This is a genomic window from Pseudomonas sp. GCEP-101 (genome assembly GCF_025133575.1).
Classification (GTDB): Bacteria; Pseudomonadota; Gammaproteobacteria; order Pseudomonadales; family Pseudomonadaceae; genus Pseudomonas; species Pseudomonas nitroreducens_B.
In genome coordinates, this window is record NZ_CP104011.1 from 1,054,661 (window position 1) to 1,077,942 (window position 23,282).

24 protein-coding genes are annotated in these 23,282 nt (G+C 66.6%); 17 read left to right on the plus strand and 7 right to left on the minus strand.

What is annotated here, in order from left to right; translation table 11 throughout:
• The first annotated feature begins 556 nt into the window (after window positions 1–556).
• Both N0B71_RS04890 and N0B71_RS04895 read left to right on the plus strand, forming a co-directional pair.
• Window positions 557–1,156 carry a biliverdin-producing heme oxygenase gene (locus tag N0B71_RS04890; RefSeq protein WP_259759476.1) on the plus strand — a complete coding sequence of 200 codons (600 nt, stop codon included), beginning with the start codon at window positions 557–559 and terminating at the stop codon, window positions 1,154–1,156.
• Window positions 1,153–3,315, plus strand: coding sequence for a GAF domain-containing protein (locus tag N0B71_RS04895; RefSeq protein WP_259757582.1), 2,163 nt, complete (start codon window positions 1,153–1,155; stop codon window positions 3,313–3,315). Before N0B71_RS04890 ends, N0B71_RS04895 begins: the two co-directional genes overlap by 4 nt.
• A 152-nt stretch (window positions 3,316–3,467) precedes the next feature.
• On the opposite strand, the gene N0B71_RS04900 is transcribed toward N0B71_RS04895, so the two are convergent.
• Complete coding sequence (locus tag N0B71_RS04900) at window positions 3,468–3,734, minus strand: DksA/TraR family C4-type zinc finger protein (RefSeq protein WP_259757584.1); 267 nt, start codon at window positions 3,732–3,734, stop codon at window positions 3,468–3,470.
• A 182-nt stretch (window positions 3,735–3,916) separates the two neighbouring features.
• Between N0B71_RS04900 and N0B71_RS04905 the strand changes: the two genes are divergently transcribed.
• The gene (locus N0B71_RS04905; protein ID WP_259757586.1) at window positions 3,917–4,579 is read left to right on the plus strand and encodes a hypothetical protein; all 663 of its coding nucleotides are present in this window, start codon (window positions 3,917–3,919) and stop codon (window positions 4,577–4,579) included.
• 26 nt (window positions 4,580–4,605) lie between these two features.
• Here N0B71_RS04905 and N0B71_RS04910 read toward each other — a convergent pair whose 3' ends face one another.
• The gene (locus tag N0B71_RS04910) at window positions 4,606–5,469 is read right to left on the minus strand and encodes an isocitrate lyase/PEP mutase family protein (protein WP_259757587.1); all 864 of its coding nucleotides are present in this window, start codon (window positions 5,467–5,469) and stop codon (window positions 4,606–4,608) included.
• Between the two features lie 287 nt (window positions 5,470–5,756).
• On the opposite strand from N0B71_RS04910, the gene N0B71_RS04915 reads away from it, so the two are divergent.
• From N0B71_RS04915 to N0B71_RS04930, 4 genes are all read left to right on the plus strand, one after another.
• Window positions 5,757–7,022, plus strand: a complete 1,266-nt coding sequence (locus N0B71_RS04915) for an Hsp70 family protein (protein ID WP_259757589.1) — start codon at window positions 5,757–5,759, stop codon at window positions 7,020–7,022.
• 72 nt (window positions 7,023–7,094) lie between these two features.
• Entirely contained in the window at window positions 7,095–7,313 is a 219-nt protein-coding gene (locus tag N0B71_RS04920; RefSeq protein WP_259757590.1) for a hypothetical protein, read from the plus strand.
• Window positions 7,314–7,399: 86 nt separating this feature from the next.
• Complete coding sequence (osmE, locus tag N0B71_RS04925) at window positions 7,400–7,744, plus strand: osmotically-inducible lipoprotein OsmE (protein ID WP_259757591.1); 345 nt, start codon at window positions 7,400–7,402, stop codon at window positions 7,742–7,744.
• A 141-nt stretch (window positions 7,745–7,885) separates the two neighbouring features.
• Window positions 7,886–8,341 (plus strand): GyrI-like domain-containing protein, encoded by a 456-nt coding sequence (locus N0B71_RS04930; RefSeq protein ID WP_311197206.1) that lies wholly within the window; start codon window positions 7,886–7,888, stop codon window positions 8,339–8,341.
• Window positions 8,342–8,971: 630 nt separating this feature from the next.
• Here N0B71_RS04930 and N0B71_RS04935 read toward each other — a convergent pair.
• Complete coding sequence (locus tag N0B71_RS04935; RefSeq protein WP_259757592.1) at window positions 8,972–11,062, minus strand: AsmA family protein; 2,091 nt, start codon at window positions 11,060–11,062, stop codon at window positions 8,972–8,974.
• A gap of 306 nt (window positions 11,063–11,368) precedes the next feature.
• Between N0B71_RS04935 and N0B71_RS04940 the strand changes: the two genes are divergently transcribed.
• The 3 genes from N0B71_RS04940 (at window position 11,369) to N0B71_RS04950 (ending at window position 13,721) form a co-directional block, all read left to right on the plus strand.
• Window positions 11,369–11,902: a ferritin-like domain-containing protein gene (locus N0B71_RS04940; protein ID WP_259757593.1), complete on the plus strand. Its 534-nt coding sequence runs from the start codon at window positions 11,369–11,371 to the stop codon at window positions 11,900–11,902.
• A gap of 333 nt (window positions 11,903–12,235) precedes the next feature.
• Window positions 12,236–12,895 (plus strand): hypothetical protein, encoded by a 660-nt coding sequence (locus N0B71_RS28220; protein WP_442964648.1) that lies wholly within the window; start codon window positions 12,236–12,238, stop codon window positions 12,893–12,895.
• A 331-nt stretch (window positions 12,896–13,226) separates the two neighbouring features.
• The gene (locus N0B71_RS04950) at window positions 13,227–13,721 is read left to right on the plus strand and encodes a phage infection protein (protein ID WP_259757594.1); all 495 of its coding nucleotides are present in this window, start codon (window positions 13,227–13,229) and stop codon (window positions 13,719–13,721) included.
• A gap of 81 nt (window positions 13,722–13,802) precedes the next feature.
• Here N0B71_RS04950 and N0B71_RS04955 read toward each other — a convergent pair whose 3' ends face one another.
• Window positions 13,803–15,113 (minus strand): MFS transporter, encoded by a 1,311-nt coding sequence (locus tag N0B71_RS04955; RefSeq protein ID WP_259757595.1) that lies wholly within the window; start codon window positions 15,111–15,113, stop codon window positions 13,803–13,805.
• A gap of 215 nt (window positions 15,114–15,328) precedes the next feature.
• Between N0B71_RS04955 and N0B71_RS04960 the strand changes: the two genes are divergently transcribed.
• Both N0B71_RS04960 and N0B71_RS04965 read left to right on the plus strand, forming a co-directional pair.
• Window positions 15,329–15,571 (plus strand): DUF6868 family protein, encoded by a 243-nt coding sequence (locus N0B71_RS04960; protein ID WP_259757596.1) that lies wholly within the window; start codon window positions 15,329–15,331, stop codon window positions 15,569–15,571.
• Between the two features lie 111 nt (window positions 15,572–15,682).
• On the plus strand, window positions 15,683–15,898 hold the full coding sequence (locus tag N0B71_RS04965) for a hypothetical protein (protein WP_259757598.1): 216 nt from the start codon (window positions 15,683–15,685) through the stop codon (window positions 15,896–15,898).
• A 7-nt stretch (window positions 15,899–15,905) separates the two neighbouring features.
• On the opposite strand, the gene N0B71_RS04970 is transcribed toward N0B71_RS04965, so the two are convergent.
• Both N0B71_RS04970 and N0B71_RS04975 read right to left on the minus strand, forming a co-directional pair.
• Window positions 15,906–16,982, minus strand: a complete 1,077-nt coding sequence (locus N0B71_RS04970; RefSeq protein WP_259757599.1) for a fatty acid desaturase family protein — start codon at window positions 16,980–16,982, stop codon at window positions 15,906–15,908.
• A gap of 14 nt (window positions 16,983–16,996) precedes the next feature.
• A complete protein-coding gene (locus tag N0B71_RS04975; RefSeq protein WP_259757600.1) occupies window positions 16,997–18,097 on the minus strand; it encodes a ferredoxin reductase in 1,101 nt (366 codons plus the stop codon).
• A gap of 155 nt (window positions 18,098–18,252) precedes the next feature.
• Here N0B71_RS04975 and N0B71_RS04980 point away from each other — a divergent pair, with 155 nt between their 5' ends.
• From N0B71_RS04980 to N0B71_RS05000, 5 genes are all read left to right on the plus strand, one after another.
• On the plus strand, window positions 18,253–18,888 hold the full coding sequence (locus N0B71_RS04980; RefSeq protein ID WP_259757601.1) for a TetR family transcriptional regulator: 636 nt from the start codon (window positions 18,253–18,255) through the stop codon (window positions 18,886–18,888).
• Between the two features lie 509 nt (window positions 18,889–19,397).
• Window positions 19,398–19,898, plus strand: a complete 501-nt coding sequence (gene ureE / locus N0B71_RS04985; RefSeq protein ID WP_259757603.1) for an urease accessory protein UreE — start codon at window positions 19,398–19,400, stop codon at window positions 19,896–19,898.
• 100 nt (window positions 19,899–19,998) lie between these two features.
• Window positions 19,999–20,676: an urease accessory protein UreF gene (locus N0B71_RS04990; RefSeq protein WP_259757604.1), complete on the plus strand. Its 678-nt coding sequence runs from the start codon at window positions 19,999–20,001 to the stop codon at window positions 20,674–20,676.
• Window positions 20,677–20,686: 10 nt separating this feature from the next.
• Entirely contained in the window at window positions 20,687–21,301 is a 615-nt protein-coding gene (gene ureG / locus N0B71_RS04995) for an urease accessory protein UreG (protein WP_017518232.1), read from the plus strand.
• A gap of 58 nt (window positions 21,302–21,359) precedes the next feature.
• On the plus strand, window positions 21,360–21,932 hold the full coding sequence (locus N0B71_RS05000; RefSeq protein WP_259757606.1) for a HupE/UreJ family protein: 573 nt from the start codon (window positions 21,360–21,362) through the stop codon (window positions 21,930–21,932).
• A gap of 446 nt (window positions 21,933–22,378) precedes the next feature.
• Here N0B71_RS05000 and N0B71_RS05005 read toward each other — a convergent pair whose 3' ends face one another.
• Complete coding sequence (locus tag N0B71_RS05005) at window positions 22,379–23,143, minus strand: SDR family oxidoreductase (protein WP_259757607.1); 765 nt, start codon at window positions 23,141–23,143, stop codon at window positions 22,379–22,381.
• Window positions 23,144–23,282 lie beyond the last annotated feature (139 nt).

Below are 23,282 nucleotides of genomic sequence, written 5' to 3' on the forward strand. Positions count from 1 at the left end.
TTGGGCGGTTCGCGAGCAAGCTCGCTCCTACAAAGACCCCATCCCCGCCTTTGGCTTTGACGAGGCTTCCAGGGAAACATCCGCACGCGCCGAACGCCCCGTTCAGGAGGCCGCGTTGAATGGGATTTTCAGGGGTTGAGCGACATGGATGTCGCGAAAGCCACGATGGGCCAGGGATGGCCCGTCGTGGCGTGCCCCTGAAACTTCCATTCAACGAGGGAATTTTTCGCCTAGGCGAAAAACCGGATGTCCGGGGCAAGCCTTCTTGGTTACTTCTTCGGCGTTTGGAAGAAGTGACTCGCCCGAGGGGGCGAAACACTGAGCCCGCGCGCGCGCCGAAGCCACGCTGGAACGCCCAGGCCAACGCAACCTATCTGCAACGCCAGAAACGCCGGCCCTACCGACAGATAGCGGACATGGCCCGCTATACAAGGAACCCCCGCCCGACGCCCCGAAAGCCTGACAATTCGATCAACTTTTCCCGATATCGCACGGTCGTACAAGCCTTGCTGCTATGCTCTGCACCTCGACGAAAGGTGGACCCGCAATGACGGCGATGACTTCGCAACCGAACGAACGCCCGGGCCTCTCGCCCGCGCTGGCCGCACTGCGTGCCGCCACCCAGGCCCTGCATGCCGACCTCGACCGCCGCTCCCCTCTGAGCAGGGCGCTGACCCACGCCGACTACCTCGACCACGCCGAACGCGTGCTGGGCTGGATGCGTCCGCTGGAGCAGTCCCTCTGGCCGCTCTGGCCGGACGTCGACGATGCCCGCTCGCGCCGCGGCAAGTGCCAGTGGCTGCTGGAGGACCTGCACGCCGGGTCCCGGGCCACCAACGCGCTGCCGGACTGCCCCGCAGCGCCCGCCGCGAACAGCCTCGCCGAAGCCTTCGGCATCGCCTACGTCGCCGAGGGCGCCACCCTCGGCGGGCGCGTGCTCTACAAGCGCCTCAAGGCCTCGCTCGAACCGTTGCCGTTGCGCTGGCTGCAGGGCTACGGCGAACACACCGGGGAGCGCTGGAGCGCCTTCCAGCGCCTGCTGGCCGAACACGTCACCTCGGATGCGGACATCGCGCTCGCCCAGGCGGCCGCGGTGCGCGCCTTTGCCTCCTTCCGCGACTGGGTGCTGGACGCCGCGCCGGCGGAGCCGGCATGAGCGAACAGCCGGTCACCCTCGCCAACTGCGAGGACGAACCCATCCACCTGCCGGGCGCCATCCAGCCCCACGGCGCGCTGATCGCCGTGGACGACCAGGGCCGCGTGCTCGGCTGCAGCGACAACCTCGGCACCCTGCTGGGCATCGCTCCCGCGCTGGGCGAGCCGCTGGCCGAAGCCGACGTCGGCCCCGGCGTGCTGGCGATGCTCGCCGAAGGCCTGCGCGAAGACGGCCCCTGGGTCAACAGCGTGGAGGCACGGATCAACCGGCGCTTCTTCGACGTGATCGGCCATAGCCACGACGGCGTGCGCTACCTGGAGTTCGAGCGGCGCGCCGCCGGCAGCGCCTCCTTCACCACCTTCGCCCTCAATGCCCAGCGCCTGGTCGGCCAGTTGCAACTGCGCAACGACGTGGAGAGCCTGCTGGTCAGCGTCACCGAGGAAGTGCGGCGCATGACCGGCTACGACCGGGTGATGGCCTACCGCTTCAACGAGGACGATTCCGGCGAGGTGGTGGCCGAGTCGCGCCGCGAAGACCTGGAAAGCTACCTCGGCCAACGCTACCCGGCCTCGGACATTCCCGCCCAGGCGCGCCGCCTGTACCTGCAGAACCCGGTGCGGCTGATCGGCGATGCGGCCTACCAGCCGGTGGCCGTGCACCCCACGCTGAACCCGCGCAGCGGCCGGCCGTTCGACCTCAGCTTCAGCACCCTGCGCAGCGTGTCGCCGATCCACTGCGAGTACCTGGCCAACATGGGCGTGCGCGCCTCCATGAGCATTTCCATCGTGGTCGGCGGGCGTCTCTGGGGGCTGTTCTCCTGCCACCACATGAGCCCGAAGGTGGTGCCCTACCCGATCCGCATGTCCTTCCAGGTGTTCTCCCAGGTGTGCAGCGCGCTGGTCGAGCGCCTGGAGCAGAGCCGCATCAGCGAACTGCTGCGCCAGGCCTCCGAGCGCCAGCAGGCGTTGCTGCGCCGCGCCCGCGACTCCGACGACCTGCTCAGCGCCCTCTCCCGCGCCGACGCCAGCGTCGCCGACCTGCTGCCGTGTGACGGCGCGGTGGTGATGCTCGGCGGGCGCGCCAGCAGCATCGGCGGCGACTTCGACGACCTGGCCGTGTCCATCGTCGCCCAGCTGCAACAGGACGATCAGCTGGACCTGTTCCACAGCGACCACCGGCTGGCGCTGAGCGACGACCACCTGGACCCGCGCTACTGCGGGGTCATGGCGATCCGCTTCCATCGCCAGGAGTCCGGCTGGATCGTCTGGCTGCGCCTGGAGCAGGTGCACCGCATCCGCTGGGGTGGCAAGCCGGAGAAGATCGTCCAGACCGGCCCTTCCGGCCCGCGCCTGACACCGCGCGGCTCGTTCGAGGCCTGGGAGGAAGTGGTGCGCGGACGCTCCATGCCCTGGACGGCCATCGACCAGAGCATTGCCGAGAAGCTGCGGACCGAGCTGGTGGAGCTGTGCCTCAACCGCGCCGGGGAGATCGACCGCATGCGCCAGCGCCTGATCGCGGTGCTCGGCCACGACCTGCGCAACCCGCTGCAATCGATCTCCATGGCGGCGGCGATGCTCTCCTCCAGCGACGTGCGCAACGCCGAGCTGCGCCAGCACATCACCTACTCCAGCAGTCGCATGGAACGGCTGATCAGCCAGATCCTGGAGATGAGCCGTCTGCAAAGTGGCGCGGGAATGACGGTGAAACCGGTGGCCGCCGACCTCTCGCGGCTGGTGCGCGACATCGTCCAGGAAACCGACGTGGCCTATCCGGGGCTATCCATCGAGACCGCCATCGAGGGCGGCGTGCAAGCCCAGGTCGATCCGGATCGCTACCTGCAGGTGGTCGCCAACCTGCTGAGCAACGCCCGTCACCACGGCCGCCCGGGCCGGCCGGTCCTGGTGGAGCTGTGCCGGCAGGGTGATCTGGCGCGGCTGAGCATTCTCAACGAGGCCGAAGCGCTGGACGACGCGCGCCTGGCCAACCTGTTCGAGCCCTTCAAGCAGGACGCCGGCGGCCATGGCCGCAACAAGAGCGGGCTGGGCATCGGCCTGTACATTTCCCAGGCCATCGTCAGCGCGCACGGCGGACGCATCGACGTGGAGCAGGCCGACGGCATCATCACCTTCAGCGTGCTGGTGCCGCTGCTGCCGGCCTAGCCGCAGCGCGCCCCTATCCCTGTAGGAGCGAGCTTGCTCGCGAACCCTGACAGGCATTCGGACTCAGTCGGTTCGCGAGCAAGCTCGCTCCTACAAAAGGCAGACGCAAAAACGGCGCCCCACGGCGCCGCCTTCCTGTCACGCAGCAAACCTCAGCGCAGCTGGCTGTCCTTGCTGCCGCGCCGGTTGTAGCCGGCGTAGTTCGCCTGCTCCTTGTCGTGTTCGGCCTGGCAGTTCACGCACAGACGCACGCCCGGAATGGCCTTGCGCCGCGCCTCGGGAATCGGCGCGTCGCACTCTTCGCAATGGGTCAGGCTCTCGCCCTTGGGTAATTGGTTGCGCGCCCGTGCGATGGCGTCCTCGATGGTGCTGTCGATCTGCTCCTGAACCGCGCCGTCGTTTGCCCAGCCACTGGCCATGGCGACCTCCGATGATTGATCAGTATTTATACAGATATGAAGGGCGCCGGGCGCAATTGCAAGGGGCGGTCGTCATGAGACAAAAGCGGCATTCGACGCCAGGACTATCGGACTTATCTGACATTCAATCCTGAAGCGGATCACGAAAATGGCGGCCAGATCGTCTTCTTAAGGATTTTCCGATGCGACTCGTCCCCGCGCTGCTCGCCGGCCTGCTGCTGTCCGGCACGCTGGCGGCCGCCCCCGCCAAGGGCCCGACCAACCTCCGCACCGACCCACTGCTCCAGGACATCGAACGCTACCTGCTGTTGTACGCCGCCACCGGGGATGAACGCTTCCTCACGCGGCTGAACAGCCTCGGCGCGGTGTTCGAGAAGAAACTGGACGGGCAGAAGCAGGCCGCCACCCTGAAGGACATCTGGCAACTGCACCAGCAGACGCTGGAGAAGGTGCACGACGCGTACACCAAGCGCGGCGTCGACCTGCGCCAGGCCCTGCAGCAGACCCGGCAGGTGGCCGAACTGTTCGACAGCTTCCTGCAACCGGCTCCCGGTGCGACGCAGGCGCCGACGTTGCTGGACGAGGTACGCGAACTGGCCCTGCTGGAAGCCCGCGGCGCCAACCGCAAGCTGCTGGGCGAGCTGACCGCGGCCGATGGCCGGCGCATCGCCGAACTGCAGGAGGAGGTCCAGGCGCGCCTGGAGGCCCTGCCGGACAGCCCCGAGCGGGACAAGCTGCAACTGCACTGGCGCTACCTGCGCAAGGCGCAGACAGCGGATGGCACCTTGCTCTACCCGTTCAACGCGCAGATCGAGTACCTCACTGCCCACCTGCCCCAGGGCTGATGCCTGGGGGCGAAGAAAACGCTGCGTTACTCCTTCACTTCCATGTATTCGCGCGCCCAGATCTGGTACTCCTCGGGCAGCGTGTACTTCTTCGCCAGTTCAGAGGCGGTCAGGTCGGAGGCGTGCACGCCGCGCTGCTCGCGCAGGCAATCGTAGGTCGCCTTGATGGCGGCGAAGTAGGCCGCATGGCCATCGACCACGATGCGCACGCCAAGCTCCGCCAGGCGCGCATCGTCGCGCAGCTCGGGGTTGCCGTAGGACACCAGCATCAGCGGCACGGACAGGTGGCGGGAGATGACTTCCAGATGGTCGAAATCGCGGATGCCGACCATGCAGATGCCATCGGCGCCGGCAGCCTGGTAAGCCAGGGTGCGGCGGATCACGTCGTCCACTTCCAGCACTTCGGCGTTGGTGCGGGCAATGATCGCCATTTCCGGGTCGATGCGCGCTTCCAGCGCCGCGCGGATCTTGCCGACGCCTTCCTCGACCGGGATCAGGTCGGTGGACTTGCGGCCGAACTGCGCCGGCAGCAGGGTGTCCTCGATGGTCAGCGCGGCGACGCCGGCGCGTTCCAGCTCGACGATGGTGCGCATGGTGTTGAGCGCATTGCCGTAGCCGTGGTCGGCATCGGCGATGACCGGCAGGCGGGCGACGCGGCCGATGCGGGTGGCCTGCTCGACGAATTCGCTGAGGGTGATCAGGGCGAAGTCAGGCGCCGCCAGAACTTGTAGTGAAGCTACAGAACCGCCCAGGATGCCCACCTCGAACCCCAGATCCGCGGCGATGCGCGCCGACATCGGATCGAACACCGAAGCGGTGTGGTAGCAGGTGGAAGAATTCAGTAAGGCGCGGAAATCCTTGCGCAATTCGTGAAAGGAGGCTCTGTGCATGGTGGGATCCAACTGCGAATACGGGGTGGGAGAACGGAAATCAGATAGTGGAAAACTCTTGTAGGAAAACTACAGGAACACAATGTAGCAAAACTACAAGCTACTCCCCAAGCCCTCTTTGCCACCATCGCTTCCCGACGGATAACCAGGGTCGGTCGAGGTTTCCGCACGCCGGTGCGTCCCCGCGGCAATGTCACGCGGCTCGTCAGGAAAGCTCGAGCGCCCCTGCATTTCCTACGGCGCTGGCGTACACTGCGCGGCCGTTTTTTCTCCGGACACCGCGCACCATGTTCCCGACCACCGCTTCCCGCGCCCTGGGTATCGACTTCGGCACCTCCAACTCCACCGTCGGCTGGTGGCGTCCGGACAGCGAGCCGCTGATCGCCCTGGAAGACGACAAGATCACCCTGCCCTCGGTGATCTTCTTCAACGTCGAGGAACGCCGTCCGGTCTATGGCCGCCTGGCCCTGCACGAATACCTGGAAGGCTACGAAGGCCGCCTGATGCGCTCGCTGAAAAGCCTGCTGGGCTCCTCGCTGCTGAAAAGCGAGACCACCGTGCTGGGCAGCGCCATGCCGTTCAAGGACCTGCTGGGGCTGTTCATCGGTGAGCTGAAGAAGCGTGCGGAAAACGTCGCCGGGCGCGAGTTCGAGTCCGTGGTGCTGGGCCGGCCGGTGTTCTTCGTCGACGACGATCCCAAGGCCGACCAGGACGCCCAGGACACGCTGGTGGCGGTGGCGCACAAGCTCGGTTTCAAGGACGTCTCCTTCCAGTACGAACCGCTGGCGGCGGCCTTCGACTACGAGCGCAGCATCGAGCGCGAAGAACTCGTGCTGATCGTCGACATCGGCGGCGGTACCTCGGACTTCTCGCTGGTGCGCCTGTCGCCGGAGCGCCGCGACGTCGCCGACCGCCAGGGCGACATCCTCGCCACCGGCGGCGTGCACATCGGCGGCACCGACTTCGACAAGCAACTGAGCATCCAGGGCGTGATGCCGCTGTTCGGCTACGGCAGCCGGATGAAGAGCGATGCCTTCATGCCCACCAGCTACCACCTCAACCTCGCCACCTGGCACACCATCAACGCGGTGTACGCCCAGAAGTCCCAGCTGGCGCTGCAGAACATGCGCTATGACATCGTCGACGCCACCGGCATCGACCGCCTGTTCAAGCTCATCGAGCAGCGCGCCGGCCACTGGCTGGCCATGCAGGTGGAAGCGAGCAAGATCGAACTGTCCGACGCCCAGCGGCGCGACATCGACCTGGCGCGCATCGAAGCCGGTCTGGTCGCCGAGCTGAGCCGCGAGCTGTTCGAGGCCGCCATCGCCCCGCTGCTGGAGCGCGTGCGCGGCAGCATCAGCGAGCTGCTCAATTGCGCCGACGTGGACCCGGCGCGGGTCGACACGGTGTTCTTCACCGGCGGCTCCTCCGGCGTGCCGGCGCTGCGCCAGAGCGTGGCGGCGATGCTGCCCAACGCACGCCACATCGATGGGGACCGCTTTGGCGGGATCGGCAACGGCCTGGCCATCGAGGCGATGAAGCGCTACGGCTGAGCGGTCGCGCACTGACGGCGATGCCGCCATGGGCTAGTGTGGCGGTAATGCCCCTCGCGCCCGGAGTCCGCCATGCGCCTCGTCCAGTTCACCAGCCTGCTGCTCCTGTCCGCCGCCCTGTCCGCCTGCGGCCTGGGCGAAACCGCCGCCACCGCGGCCACCACCGCCAACCTGCAGGCCCAGCAGGCGCAACAGGCCCAGCAGCAGATGCAGCAGCTCAAGCAGCAGGTCGATGCGGCCAACGTGCAGAACCAGCAGCGCCTGGACGATGCCCTGAAGCAATCCCAGTAAACCCTGGCCGCGCAGATTTCTTGAACGCCCGAACATGACCTAGGCTCCAAGTTGAGCGAGTGAGTTGCTCAACCAAGGAGAACACCATGTACAAGCGATCACTGCTGGCGCTGATGGTACTGGCCTCGGTGGCGGGCTGCGCGTCCACCAAGGTGCAGAACCCGGTCAACTACATCACCTTCCGCGACCAGCCGCTGGTGCGCAATGTCGAGAAGGGGATGAGCCAGGAAGAAGTCCTGAAGATTGGCGGCACGCCGTCCTCGACGCAGAAGCGCCTGATGAAGCCGGGCAGCTGCAACAGCTACATCCTCAGCAAGGACGGCCAGCAACAGCCGTTCTACGTGAGCTTCGACGGCAGCGGCCGGGTCGATGGCTCGGGCTTTCTGACCTGTTCCGAACTGGACCGGCACGAGCGCGACTACCAGCCCTGACGGCCCTGCGGGCGGTACGACAAGGCCCTCGCCCTGTGGCGGGGGCCTTTTCATTGGGCGCTGCGGCGCCCTCCGGCGTGCGGGATGGTCGCGCCACGCGGCGGCCGTCTATCATCGGTGCAGCCACGACAGGAGCCGAGCATGAAATACCGCATCATCGAACTACCCGCCTTCGAGGTGGTGGGCATGGAATACCGCGGCAGCGCGCCGGGCGACAGCATCGGCCAGCTGTGGCAGCGCTTCCTGCCACGGGAGGAGGACGTCGTGGCCAGCGCCACGGACAAGACCGCCTATGGCGTCTGCACCCAGTTGCCGGGCGGCGAGTTCCATTACATCGCCGGCCTACCGGTGGACGCCGGCGCGGCCGTACCCGAGGGCATGGTGCGCTTCACGGTGCCAGCGCAGAAGTATGCGGTGTTCACCCACATCGGCCCGGTCGATGCCATCGCCGACAGCTTCCAGGCCATCTATTCCAGCCTGCTCGCCCGCCATGGCCTGGAGCCGAAGAAAGGCGTGGACCTGGAGCGCTACACCGAGCGCTTCCTGGGCCCACAGGACCCGGCGTCGGAGACCGATCTCTACGTCCCCATCTATTAAGTCGTCGCTGCCTGTAGGAGCGCGCCACGCGCGCGATCGCGGGCATGGCCCGCTCCTACACCCAGCACGGAGTTTGCCGGTGGCGTAGGAGCAACTGTCTTTTCGGATACCCCGTGCGAGCGATCTCGCTCTCGCTGCTGCGCGCCCCGCTCCGAAGGGAGAGGGACCGTATAGGACTGGGGAGAGGGCAGGCCCGGCACGATATTTCAGGTAGGAACGGTGCCATGCCGTTCGCGAACAAGCTCGCTCTAAGAAGAGCTCACTCCACAGGTCCGGATTTGGCTTTGGCTTCTGGAGACTTCCAGAGAAATGTCCGCATGCGCCGAATGCCCCGTTCAGCAGGCCTTGTTGAAGCGAAGTTTCAGGGGTTAAGCGACATGGATGTCGCGAGAGCTGCGATGGGCCATGGATGGCCCTTCGCAGCGTGCCCCTGAAACTTCGCTTCAACGAGGGAACTTTTCGCCTAAGCGAAAAACCGGATGTCCGGGGCAAGACCTTTGCCTTCTTTGGGGCGTTTGCCAAAGAAGGTCGCCCGAGGGGGCGAAACAAGAAGTCCCAGAGCACGCCGAAGCGGCGCAGAACACCGAAATCAAAAGCATCGCGGACGGAGTCCGCTCCTACAGGAAAGGCCTATTTCCGCTTCGCCGGTGCCGGCGCCTTGGGCGGCTGCTTCATCTGTTGCAGCAGCGCGGCGCACTGGTTGTCGTCCTGCTTGCTGGGCGCGATCAGCGCCAGCAGCGCCGCCGCCGGGGCCACCGCCACGCCCAGGGCGACCATCCCCGCGCCACGCGCCGCCAGCGGTACCACCTGCACACCGGCCTTGGGATTCTTGAAGGTGCCCTGCACGTACAGCGGCGAACGCAGGGAGAAGATGCGCACCCCCTTGCTCTGCGGGGTGATGTCCAGGTCCAGCTGCTCGGTGGCGAAATTGGCCGTGCCGTCCACGGTGATGATCGCGTTCTCGGTATCGAAGGCGAACACCCGCGGCGTGGCCAGGCCATTGGTGATGCCGACATCGGCGGCGGCGCAGTTGATCTTCACCTCGTCATCGCCGAACAGCTTGTTCACCACGTAGTTGCCGACGTTGAGCCCGGCGATCTCCATCAGGCTGCGGCTGATGCGCCCATCGTTGATCAGCAGCTTCATCTCGCCGTTGGCGCCGGCGAGGAGGGTCGCCACCGAGTTGCCGGTGCCGCTCAGCGCCGCGTCGCCATTCAGCTCGCCGAAGCTGGACTGCATCGGCGCGAAGCTGGGGAACAGCTCCTTGAGCTTGAAGTTGCGCGCCTGCAGCTGGACCCTGCTCTGCAGCGGGGTCTTGCCGCCGTCCAGGCGGATGTGCGAATCCAGCGAGCCGCCCGCCACGCCGAAGCGCAGTGGTTCCAGGGTCAGCAGGCCGTCGTTGAGCACCAGGTGGGTATAGAGGTCGCTGATCGGCAGCTTGTCGCTGTGCACGATGCGCTTGCCGGTGAACTCGACGTCGGCATCCATGGCGCGCCAGCGGTCGGTGCGGAATTCCTCCACAGGCAGCACCTTGTCCGCCGGCTGGCGGGTGCTCTGGCCGCGCGCCTGTTTTTCCTGGTTGGAATCGGCGCCAATCAGCGGGCCCAGGTCAGCCATGCGCAGTTGCTCCGAGCGCAGCTTGCCGGAGAGCTTGGGCCGCGGCTGGCGGTTGACGAAGACGAGATCGCCATGCAGGTCGCTGTCGCCGACCTTGCCGTTGAAGTTTTCATAGTGGAAGCGTGCGCCGGCGGAGTCGTGCAGCTCGGCCTTGAGGCGCCCGTCGGTTTCGTAGGCCGGCGTGTCGGGCAGGGTGACGCCGGTGAGCGGGAAGAGGTTGGCCATGCTGCTGCCAGCCAGTTTCAGGCGCAGGTCCAGCGCGCCCAGGTTCAGCGGGTCGGTCAGCGTACCGACGATGCTGGCGCGGGTGCTGCCGGCGGACACGTCAGCCTGTACCGGGAAGGGCTTGGTGGCGTCCTGCAGGGCCAGCATGCCACCGACCTTGCCCGCGCCGGCAAGCGGCAGGCCCTTGTACTGGCCCTTGAGTTTCCAGCCGAACACGTAGTCCTGGGTCGCGGCCTTGTCGCCGCCCGCCAGTGCCTTGCCCGCCAGTTGACCGAACGGCACCGGCTTGCCCAGCGGATCCACCAGCAGTTCGAGGCGGGTCTTCAGGTGCTGGTCATCGAGGGTCACGCTGCCCTTGTCGAAGCCGATCTCGCCGATGTCGAGCGTCCAGGAGGACTGCTCGGCCGGCGCGTTGGGGTCTTCATCCTTCTTCGGCAGCTCGAAGGTCCAGGTTGCGCGACCATCGGCCAGGCGCAGCAGGTCCGCACTGGGGCGGGTCAGGACGATCTGCGGGATCTTCACCGTCTGCCACAGCAGCGGTAGCGGGGCGAGGCGGAACTCGACTTTCTCCAGGCTGGCAAAGTTCGCCGAGCGCGTCTTGCCGGCGGCCCAGGCCGGGTTGGCCAGGGTGATATCGGCGGCGCTGAAGTGCGGCCACGGCACGTAGCCGCGCCAGCCGCCCTCTTCGGGCTCCGTGCGCCAGAACACCTGCAGGTCGCCGTTAATGGCGAAGGGCCGCCCCAGCTCGGCCGAGACTTTGTCGTTGATGGTGGGCTTCAGCCGGTTCCAGTCGAACGTGGCGATGAACACCACTAGCGCGGCGATCACCGCGAGGAAACCGATGAAGCTCCAGAGGCAGATTCTTTTCCCGCGCGTCATACCTGAACTCCCTGCTGGCCGCGTCGGTGGAAGCAGCCACGTCCCCACGCGGCTGCCGGTAAGCGTCGGCCGCCTGAGCATGCCGGGCCGGCATTCTCCCTTGGCCTGTCGTCTTGGACCAGCATAGCGAGGCATTGGCTCCCGCAATCCGCCTCGCCTGCTTTCAGGACGTTTCGCACAAGCACCGGCCGCACAAAAAAACCAAACTTTTCCGCCGCCTCGCCACTCACACCCTTGTGAACCGAACCGTGCCGCGCGCCACCGTAGCGCCGGCCCGGCACAAGGCCGCCGATAAGGAGATATCTGATGAACCAGGCACAACTGACCGACGTCCAGACCCTGCGCCAGCGGGCGCGCCAGAACATCGAGGAAGGCGCGGTGACCGAGGGCTACCATGCCGACCGCGAAACCGTGCTGCGCCTGCTCAACGAGTCGCTGGCCACCGAACTGGTGTGCTACCTGCGCTACAAGCGCCACTACTTCATGGCCACCGGCCTGAAGGCCAGCGTGGCCGCCGCCGAATTCCTCGAGCACGCCGGCCAGGAACTGCAGCACGCCGACCAGTTGGCCGAGCGCATCATGCAGCTGGGCGGCGAGCCGGACTTCAACCCCAACGGGCTGACCGAGCGCTCCCACGCCGAATACGTGGCTGGCGCCAACCTACGCGAGATGATCACCGAAAACCTGGTCGCCGAACGCATCGCCATCGACAGCTACCGCGAGATCGTGGTCTACCTGGGCGATGACGACCCGACCACGCGCCGCCTGTTCGAGGAGATCCTCGCCCAGGAAGAAGAGCACGCCGACGACATGGCCGACCTGCTGCAAGACCTGAAGTAACCCACCTGACTTCCCTCAACGACGCCCGGGCCTCCGGTCGGGCGTCGTCTTTTTTACCCCCGCCCTCGCCAGAACCCTCGTCGCAGAGCCTGCGCGGCCAGGCCGACCTGCAAATATATCTATTTTTCTGATACTAGCAATTACGCCGATAACGCCCATCGAGGACGTTGATAGAAGTCAATTTTTAAAATCAAGTATTTGATTTTAAAAGGATAATTCAACAATCATCGGCGTCGATAGCGACTATCTTGCGGAGTCGTTTTCCAATCGATAATCCAGAACAGATACTGAGCCCGTGTCCAACGAACTCCCCACTCTTTCTGGAGCCGCATCATGAAACGCACCCTCGTACTTGGCTTTGCCCTTTCCGTACTTGCTGCCAATGCCGCTTTCGCCGGCTCCCAGCAGGAATCCCCGGTCATCAACGCCAGCCAGACCCAGGTCCTGGTTCAGGACGGCGCCGAACGCACCCTGGATCAACGCCAGAAACAACTGGACGCCGCCAAGGCCCGTGTCGCCGAAAACGGTTCCAGCCAATCGGTCGATCGCCTGATTCAGAAAATGAACGTGGCCGAGAATGGCTCCAGCCAGACCGTCGACCGCCTGCACCACCAACTGGGCGTCGCCGAGAACGGTTCCAGCCAATCCATCGACCGCCTGCACCGCGAAATGAGCGTTGCCGAAAACGGCTCCAGCCAGTCAGTTGACCGCCTGCACAAGCAACTGGGCGTGGCCGAGAACGGTTCCAGCCAATCCATCGACCGCCTGCACCGCGAAATGAGCGTTGCCGAAAACGGCTCCAGCCAGTCGGTTGACCGCCTGCACAAGCAACTGGGCGTGGCCGAGAATGGCTCCAGCCAGACTGTCGACCGCCTGCACAGCGAAATGAGCGTTGCCGAAAACGGCTCCGAGCACACTGTCGATCAACTGCACAGCAACATGGTCGCCGAATCGGGTGGCGATACCGTCTTCGATGCCCACCTGAAGGCGTAACGCTCCCGGCAGTACACCGCAAGGTGAGAGAAAAGCCCGGCCCCGCCGGGCTTTCTTATCCCTGGATTTCCGCGTAGCCCCACTCTCGTCGACAGGCCAGCCGAGCTTTGTAACGGCGTCTTGCCTGAAACTTCCCAAAACCCCCGTGAATACGCCGCCCTAGAGCGGTTTTCGTCGTTCCATCATTCACGGCGATAGTTGAAATTAGCCGGCTAAATAATCGACATCACTGATGCTCTGTATCACGCGGTATCGTTTTTAAATCGATTTATCCGAAGGGAAAATAACCCCGTAGCCAAAACATACCGCCCCCCTTTCGGAGCCACTGAACATGAAAACCAAGATCGCCCTCAGCCTTGCACTGACTTCCCTGATGACCGCCAGCGCCGTGTTCGCCGCTCCGGCCATCCTCAACAACGGCCCGCGCAGCAGCGAGCAACTGCAGCAGCAGAGCGCCCAGGCCCGCGTCGCTGCCAACGGCACCGAGCGCACCATCGATCGCCTGCACCAGCAAATGAGCGAAGGCCGCGTGGCCGACAACGGCTCCGAACGCACCATCGATCGCCTGCACAAGCAAATGGACGAAGCCCGCGTTGCCGACAACGGCTCCGAGCGCACCATCGACCGCCTGCACCAGCAAATGGAAGGCGCCCGAGTCGCCGACAACGGTTCCGAGCGCACCATCGACCGTCTGCATCAGCAAATGGATGACGTCCGCGTCGCCGAGAACGGCTCCGAGCGCACCATCGACCGCCTGCACAGCAACATGGTCGCCGAGTCCGGTGGTGACACCGTGTACGACGCCCACCTCAAGCGTGTTTCCTGATCCTGACGAAATACGCCTGAACGGCGAAAGAAAAGCCCGGCATCTGCCGGGCTTTCTCATTTCTGCGCGACGGGAATGGGCTCAGCCCTTGGGCTCCCCGGCATCGGGCGCGCCATCGGAACGACCGATGCTCGGCGGCGCGTCCACCACCAGTTCCTCCGGGACTTCGTCGACGCGCGGGTCCAGTGCGGCGGCCATCGGGCTGACGGTGTCGGGCATGGCCACGTGATGCAGCGGCGCCTCGTCCACGCGGTGCGCGCCGGTGACGCGCTTGGGCTGCACCCAGAAGATCAGCACCAGCGCATAGGCCGAGACCAGCATGTAGAACATGCCCGGCCCGAAGTGGCGCATCATCGCACCGGCGAACAGCGGGCCGATGCAGGCACCGACGCCATAGGTGGTCAGCAGCATGGCCGACAGCGCCACGCGGCGGGACTGCTCGACGTGGTCGTTGCCCAGCGCCACGGCCAGCGGATAGAGGGTGAACAGCAGCATGCCGGTGACGAACCCGTTCACCAGCAGCAGGGTGTAGGGCAGCTCGATCAATCCCCACATCGGCACGGCGGCCAGGCACAGCAGCAAGGCGTTGGCGCGGATCAGCCAGCTGCGGTTCACCCGGTCCGACAGCCAGCCCAGCGGCCACTGGGCGCAGAAGCCGGCGACGATGCACATGCCGACGAAGAAGCTCGACTGCGCCGTGTCCAGGCCATTGCGCGCGGCGTATACCGGCGCCAGGCCATAGAAGGCGCCGACCATCAGGCCGGCGACGAAGATGGTGCCCAGCGACTGCGGCACGCGCTTCCAGAAGAAGCCGATCTCCAGCGGCGCCGCCACCAGCTTGGCCGGGTGCACGCGGCGGGTCAGCGCCAGCGGGATCAGGCACGAGGAGAAGCAGATGGCGACCAGCAGCAGCGGCTTGTAGTCCAGCGCCGGGCTCAGCGCCAGCAGGCCCTGGCCGACCACCAGGCCGGCGTCGACCGCCACCATGTAACCGGCGAACACCTTGCCGCGCTGGTGACCTTCGGCCTGCTCGTTGAGCCAGCTCTCGATGACCATGTACTGGTTCATCATCACCGCGCCCATGACGAAGCGCAGCACGATCCACACCTCCAGCTGCGACACCAGCGCATGGATCAGCACGATCACCGTCGCCATGCCGGCGCAGGCCACGTAGGAACGGATGTGGCCGAAGCCGGCGATCAGCTTGTGGCCGACTTTGCCGCCGCAGACCAGGCCGAAGTAATACGCCGCCATCAGGCCGCCGACCCAGAGGTCGCTGACGCCTTCCTGGGTCAGGCGCAGGCCCATGTAGGTGGTGAACAGGCCGGAGCCGGCGAGCATCAGCAGCGTGGCGGTATAGAGCGCGGGGAACGTGACGAGCGGGCTGAACATGGCGAGTCCGGCAGGTAAGAAGGGATGGGAGTGTGGCGGCAGCGGAGGCCGCCCGCACATCGGACAGCGTCGGCGGGGCAAAGATCACAATGCCTTGACCCACTTGGCATTATGGCCGTCCGCCAGCGTCGCGACCATCGGACGCGCGCCCGCCGGCAAAAGTGGTGCAACGCTCAATGACGTCACCCCCAACAGCCGGTGGCCGGAGAAACATCATGCCCTTCGTCGAACTCAAACCCTTCCTGCTCTACTGCACCCTGGTCAACTACGCCATCCTGGTGATCTGGTTCGCCGCCTTCAGCGTCGCCCACGACGCGCTCTACCGCCTCCACGCGCGCTGGTTCGCCGTGCCGGTGGCGACCTTCGACGCCATCCATTACGGCGGCATGGCGGTCTACAAGATCGGCGTCCTCCTGCTCAACCTGGTGCCGCTGCTGGCGCTGTGCATGCTTTCCTGAATCGCGGTGCCACCGGTGCGACACCATGACCGTCGATCGGAAAGCAACTTGTTGAAATTTATTGGAAATACTCAGGTCGTAGGGTGCGTGCAGTTTTCAGGAGAACACACCGTGAATCACGCAACCCGCAGCCTGCGAAAAACCCTCGACGCCGTCGCCGCCAACAACGAAGCCACGGCGCTGGAGGTCATGCGGGCGGTCGAACAGGTCCAGGACGACCTGCTCCGACAGAAGCTGCTCAAGGCCATCCACCACCTCAACCAGGACGCCGCCGAGTTGCGCGCCCTGCGCGAAGAGATCGCCTCGCCGATGACCCGCCGCGCCTGAACCAGCCTCACACGGCGGCGGGCACCGTCGGCCGGCGATATACCCAGATGCGCTTGAGCACCGTGGCGAACTGCACCGACAGCCGGCCGCTGTTGTAGGTCTGGCCGTAGCGCACGGCGATGGCCCGCACCTCTTTAGAGAGCTGCGCATAGCGGCGCGCCGGCAGGTCCGGATAGAGGTGGTGCTCGATCTGGTGGCTGAGGTTGCCGGTGAGGATGTGGAACAGCGGCCCGCCCTCCAGGTTGCTCGAGCCGCGCAACTGGCGCAGGTACCAGTGGCCGCGCGTCTCGCCCTGCACCACTTCGCGCGGGAACACCGCCGCCTTCTCGGTGAAATGGCCGCAGAAGATCACCGTGAAGGTCCACAGGTTGCGCATCAGGTTGGCCACGACGTTGCCCAGCAGCACCGCCCCAAACGCGCCGGTGAACAGGCCCAGCAGCGGGAACGCCAGGTAGTCCTTCACCCACTGCCGCCCGACCTTGGCGTTGAACTGGCGCAGCAGCGGGCGCAGCTCTTGCTTGCTCATCCGCCCCTTCAGGTACTGGTCCAGGCGCAGGTGCTGCACCGCCACCGCGTACTGGAACAGCAGCGCCTGGATCGTCACCCAGAGCGGCTGCCAGCGGTAGAAGGGCTTCCATTTCTGCTCGGGGAACAGCCGCACCACGCCATAACCGACGTCGTCATCCATGCCCAGCACATTGGTGTAGGTGTGGTGCACGTGGTTGTGCGTGTGCCGCCAGAAGTCCGAGGGACCGACGATGTCCCACTCGTAGCTGCGGCCGGCGAATTCCGGATCGTTCATCCAGTCGTACTGGCCATGCATGACGTTATGGCCCAGCTCCATGTTCTCCAGGATCTTGCCCAGCCCCAGCAGCACGGTGCCCAGCAGCCAGGTCGGCGGGAACCAGCCGGCCATCAGCAGCGCGCGGCCGCTCCAGCAGCACCAGCGCACCGCCGCGCGGATGCGCCGTATGTAGCGGGCGTCCTGCTCGCCCAGGTCGTGCAGGGTGCGCTGGCGCAGGGCATCCAGCTCGGCACCGAAGGCCACCAGTTCGGCGGCGCTGAGGTCGCGGTCTTCGCGCATGACGAGGTCCTGATTCAGAGATCGACGGTCAGGTCGCCCTGGGGCGCACTGACGCACAGACGGATCGGTTGGCCGGGTTCGCTGAACAGCTCGCCGCTGCGCAGATCGCGCACGCAACCGCTGACCAGCGTGCAGGTGCAGCGGGTGCAGACGCCCTGTCGGCAGCCATGCAGCGGGCGCAGGCCCTGGGCTTCGGCCTGCTCCAGCAGGCTGCGGCGGCTGTCCCCTTGCACCTGCAATGCGCTGCGGGCGAAGCGCAGGTTCACGGAGCGTGCCGGCTCGCTGTCATCCCAGGCCGGCGGGCTGAAGCTTTCCACCTGCAAGCTGCGGCAGCTTGCATCCAGCGCCTGGCGCACGCTGGCGACGAAACCACCGGGCCCGCAGGCCAGCACGTGGCGGCCGCCCAGGTCGGCGACATGCTCGGGGCAAAAGCGCCCGGCGAGCTCCCCGTCCTGCGCAGCATCGCCGCTCAGCGCCCAGCGCAGTTCGAGGTTCGGATACTGCCGCGCCAGCGCCTGAAGCCCGTCGACGAAGGCCTTCTGGCCACGCTCGCGGACGTAATGCAGCAGCGTCACCGGGCCGCCGTAGCCGCGCGCCAGTGCCTCGCGCAGCAGGCCGAGCAAGGGCGTCAGGCCGCTGCCGGCGGCCAGCAGCAACACGCCCTGGTCGTCCGCCGGCCAGCTCAGCTCGCCGTCCGGCGCGCCCAGCTCCAGCACATCGCCGACACACAGCCGGTGCGCCAGGAAGGACGAGATCCGCCCGCCCGGCTGCCGCTTCACGGCGAACTCCAGGCAGCCATCGTCGGCGATACGGGTCAGGCTGTAGCTGCGGCTGTGGCGTACCCCGTCGCGCTCGACGAACAGCTGCACGTGCTGCCCCGGGCGGGCGCCGCGCCAGTGCGCATTGGGGCGCAGGCGCAGTTCGAGCATGTCGTCGGCCACCCACTGCCGCGCCTCGACCCGAGCGAACACCCGCCGCAATGCCCAGCCTGGGTTGCAGGCCCGCAGCACGGCGTCCACGTCCGCCTCGCGCAGCCACTGGCTGCGCACCAGGGCACGCAACGGGGTCAGCAACGGCGAGACGAAGCGCAGGCCGGCGAAGGGCAGCAGGGACATGGATTAACACCAACCAGTAAACATGTGTTCACTTAAAATCGCATGGGCAGGACTTTTCAGTCAACACCTGTTCACTGGAAAGCTCAGGAACTTCCCCCGCGCCGGGCGGCATTTGCTAGAGTGCCTGCGCCTTCGCCTTGGATAGCCCCTGCCGTATGTCCACTCCCCGCGCCGAACAGAAACAACAGACCCGCCTGGCCCTCATGGACGCCGCGCGCAGCCTGATGGACAGTGGCCGCGGCTTCGGCAGCCTGAGCCTGCGCGAGGTGGCGAAAGCGGCGGGCATCGTGCCGGCGGGCTTCTACCGGCACTTCGCCGACATGGACGCGCTGGGCCTGGCGCTGGTCGCCGATGTCGACGAGACCTTCCGCGAAACCCTGCGCGTGGTGCGTCACAACGAGTTCGAGCTGGGCGGCGTGATCGAGGCTTCGGTGCGCATCTTCCTCGACGCGGTGACCGCCAACCGCACCCAGTTCCTCTTCCTCGCCCGCGAGCAGTACGGCGGCTCCCATCCCATCCGCCAGGCCGTGGGCGCGCTGCGCCAGCGCATCACCGACGACCTCGCCGCGGACCTTGCGCTGCTCAACAAGCTGCCGCACCTCACCGCCCAGGACATCGACGTGATTGCCGACCTGGTGGTGAAAACGGTGTTCGCCACCCTGCCCGAGCTGATCGACCCGCCGGCCGACAGCCTGCCGACGCACCTCTCGCCCCAGGCCAAGATCACCCAGCAGCTGCGCTTCATCATGATCGGCGCCAAACACTGGACCGGCATCGGCTCGCGCCCCTGAAGCGCCGCACGCCCTGCCAACTCCCTGTAGGAGCGAGCTTGCTCGCGAACCACCCCCAGCGGGCAAGTTCAGGAGCTGGCAACGTAGGGCGCATAACGCCCCAGGCGTTATGCGCCCTACGCTGTCTCAGGAGAGTCTGTGCCCTTGCCTTCCCTCACCCCAGCCCTCTCCCAAGGGGAGAGGGGGCAGATCGTGCCGGCTGATGCCGTAGTGTCATCCTTCTTTGAACGAAGCGTTGGAGCATCCCTGTAGGAGCGGGCCATGCCCGCGACCGATCCCCGCTCAGACCGCCCCCTCAGCGCCAAGCCACCCAATCGCGGACAAAGTCCGCTCCTACGCTTCAAACGCGCCCCGCCTTGGTGCGCACCGTTTTCGTGCGCACCATCGTCGAGCGCCCGCACCATTCCTGATCACCTGGACAACCCCGCCAGCCCCCGCCAGCGCTGGCGAAGGCCCGCACTGGCAAGCCCCTTGCTGTAGCTGTGCCATTGCTACTGCCGGACGCTGCCATGCTGGTCATCCACCAACGAATCGAACCCCGCGAACACTGGGACGCCGAGCTGCACCTGAATTACGAGGCGCGCAGCAAGAGCCGCCTGCGCTGCTTCACCCGCAGCGGTGAAGACGTCGGCCTGTTCCTCGAACGCGGGCAGTCGCCGTTGGTCGATGGCGAGTGCCTGCTGGCCAACGACGGCCGCGTGGTGCGCGTCTGCGCGGCGCCGGAACAACTTCTTCATGTCACCTGCGCCAACGCCCGCGAGCTGAACCGCGCGGCCTATCACCTGGGCAATCGCCATGTGGCCCTGCAGGTCGGCGAGGGGTGGCTGCGCCTGCTCGACGACTATGTGCTCAAGGCGATGCTCGACCAGCTCGGCGCCACGGTGGAGGCCATCGAAGCGCCCTTCCAGCCGGAGCACGGCGCCTACGGCGGCGGCCATCACCACTCGCACCACGGCGAAGAGCAGTTCAATTACGCGCCGAAGCTGCACCAGTTCGGGGTGCGTCTGTGAACACCGTGCGCGGGATCGACACCCTGTCCCCCACCCTGGCTGCGCGCCCCGCTCCGAAGGGAGAGGGGGCTGCTCCGAGTCGCCGGGGAAGACCGTAGTCATGAGCGAAGTCTTGAGTCTCTGGTCGCTGCTGCGCCTGGCCAGCCCGCAGTTGCCCATCGGCGGCTACAGCTACTCCCAAGGGCTGGAGAGCGCCATCGACCTGGGCCAGGTGAAGGACGCCGAGAGCGCCCGCACCTGGCTCGTCGATCAGCTGCAGCTGAACCTTGCGCGCTTCGAAGGCCCGTTGCTGGCCGAACTGCTGCGCGCAGCCGACGCCGCCGACTGGGGCGCCCTGGGCGACGCCGCCGAACGCCATCGCGCCAGCCGCGAGACCCGCGAGCTGGGCCTGGAGAACCGGCAGATGGGCTTCTCCCTCGGCCAGTTGCTCGACGCCTTGCCCGAGCTGGACGCCCCCGCGCGCCAGTGGCTCGCCGCACAGGCCGAACCGTCGTTCGCCGCCGCCTGGGCGCTGGCTGCCCGCGCCTGGCGGTTGACCCCGGAGCAGGCCCTGGGCGCCTGGCTGTGGAGCTGGCTGGAGAACCAGCTGGCGGTGCTGATGAAGACCCTGCCGCTGGGCCAACTGGCCGCGCAGAAGCTCACCTCGCAACTGCTCCCCGAGCTCGACGCCGCCTGCCGCGCTGCGCTGCGCAATGACGCCCACGGCGGCGCGCCCTTCGGTCTCGCGCTCGCCTGCATGAACCATGAAACCCAATACAGCCGTCTGTTCCGCTCCTAGGAGAACTGCCATGAACTCTCAACCCCTTCGCGTCGGCATCGGCGGCCCGGTGGGCTCCGGCAAGACCGCCCTGACCCTGGCGCTGTGCCGCGCCCTGCGCCAGCGCTACAACATCGCGGTGGTTACCAACGACATCTACACCCAGGAGGACGCGCAGTTCCTGGTGCGCAACGAGGCGCTGGAGCCGGAGCGGATCATCGGCGTGGAAACCGGCGGCTGCCCGCACACGGCGATCCGCGAGGACGCCTCGATCAACCTCGAAGCCGTGGACCAGCTCAACCGCCGCTTCCCCGGCCTCGACCTGATCCTGGTGGAATCCGGCGGCGACAACCTCTCGGCCACCTTCAGCCCCGAGCTGTCGGACCTGACCCTCTACGTGATCGACGTGTCCGCCGGCGACAAGATCCCGCGCAAGGGCGGGCCGGGCATCTGCAAGTCCGACCTGCTAGTGATCAACAAGATCGACCTCGCCCCGCTGGTGGGCGCCTCGCTGGAAGTGATGGACCAGGACGCCACGCGCATGCGCGGCGACAAACCGTTCGTGTTCAGCAACCAGAAGACTGGCCAGGGCCTGGCCGAGATCATCGCCTTCATCGAACGCCAGGGCCTGCTGACCGCGGCCTGATGCCTTCTCCGCGGCCGCGGATGCCGGCCGCCCCATCACAAGAACCAGGGAGTCTTCCATGCAACTGCGCAAAGCCCTCTACAGCATCGCGCTGTTCCTCACCCCGGCGGTGGCCTTCGCCCATCCCGGCCACGGCGACCACGGCCTGATCGCCGGCATCGCCCACCCCATCACCGGCCTCGACCACCTGCTGGCAATGTTCGCCGTCGGGCTCTGGGCCGCGCAGCAGAAAGGCGCGGCACGCCTGGCGCTGCCCTGCACCTTTGTCGCGACCATGCTGGTCGGCGGCCTGCTGGGCTTCGAGGGGTTGGAGGTACCGTTTATGGAGACCGGCATCGCCGCCTCCGTCCTGGCGCTGGGCCTGTGCGTCGCACTGGCGGTGCGCCCGCCGCTGGCCCTGGCGATGGGCGCGACGGCGCTGTTCGCCTTCGCCCATGGCGTAGCTCACGGCCTGGAACTGCCGGACCTGAGCAGCCCGTGGCTGTACGCCGCCGGCTTCGTCGCCGCCACCGCCGCCCTGCATGCCGCCGGTTATGGAATCGTTCGTCTGCTGCCGCAGGCCGCTGCACCGCTGGTGCGCTTCGCCGGCCTGGCGTCGGCGGGCGCCGGCGCCTGGCTGCTGGCCGGCTGAACGAACGTAGGAGCGGACTCCGTCCGCGATGGCTTCCGGCGCGATGCGGGCCTATCGCGGACAAAGTCCGCTCCTACGCCACAGTCACAAAAGCCGCCCCCTGTAGGAGCGGGCCATGCCCGCGACAACCCCCGCTGCGAGGCCGTTCGCGAGCAAGCTCGCTCCTACGAGAGCAGACAACCCGGCACGGAATCAGCGCCGCCAGCACACCAAGCCCGGACCGCCGGCGGCCTGCGCGGCTACTGGCCGGCTGAACAAACGTAGGAGCGGACTTCGTCCGCGATGGCTTCCGGCGCGATCCGGGCCTATCGCGGACGGAGTCCGCTCCTACGCCACAGTCACAAAAGCCGCCCCCCTGTAGGAGCGGGCCATGCCCGCGACAACCCCCGCTGCGGGGCCGTTCGCGAGCAAGCTCGCTCCTACGAGAGCAGACAACCCGGCGGACATCACCCCTTGCGATGCACCGCAAACCCCGCCCACGCCTGGCTCACCGGCATGAGCTCCAGGGTGTTGATGTTGATGTGCGGCGGCTGGTTGAGGATCCAGTGGATGGTCTCGGCAATGTCCGCGGACTGGATCGGCTCGGCGCCGGCGTAAGTCTTGTCGTACTTCGCCTGGTCGCCGCCGAAGCGCACCAGGGAGAACTCGCTCTCGCACATGCCCGGCTCGAGGTTGGTGACGCGCACGCCGGTGCCCTGCAGGTCGCAGCGCAGGTTCAGCGAGAACTGCTGGACGAAGGCCTTGGTCGCGCCGTACACGTGGCCGCCCGGATAGGGCCAGTGGCCGGCCACCGACCCCAGGTTGAGGATGCTCGCGCCCGGGCCGTGGGCGATCAGGCGCGGCAGCAGCAGGCGGGTGGCGTACATCAGGCCCTTGATGTTGGTGTCCACCATGGTGTCCCAGTCGTCCAGCTCGCACTCCTGCGCCGGGTCCGCGCCCAGGGCGAGGCCGGCGTTGTTGATCAGGCCGCGCAGCTTGGCGAATTTCTCCGGCAGGCCGTCCACCGCGGCCGTCATCGCCGCGCGGTCGCGCACGTCGAGCACCAGCGGCAGTACATCGGTCTCTGAGGACAGCTCCTCGGCCAGCGCCTTCAGGCGCTCCTCGCGGCGGCCGGTGATCACCAGCGACCAGCCGTCACGGGCGAAACGCCGCGCGCAGGCTTCGCCGAAACCGGAAGTGGCGCCGGTAATGAAGAGAGTGGGAGTGGTCATCACTGAAATCCTCATGCTGGGCACTGCCGTCGCCGATGCTTGCCGGGGAATCGTGCGGTGCGCGTTCTTGTCGGTCGGTCGAGCATAACAGCCTGCATCCGCTGCGTTGCGTAACAGCCAGGCTGGATAAAACCCGCAC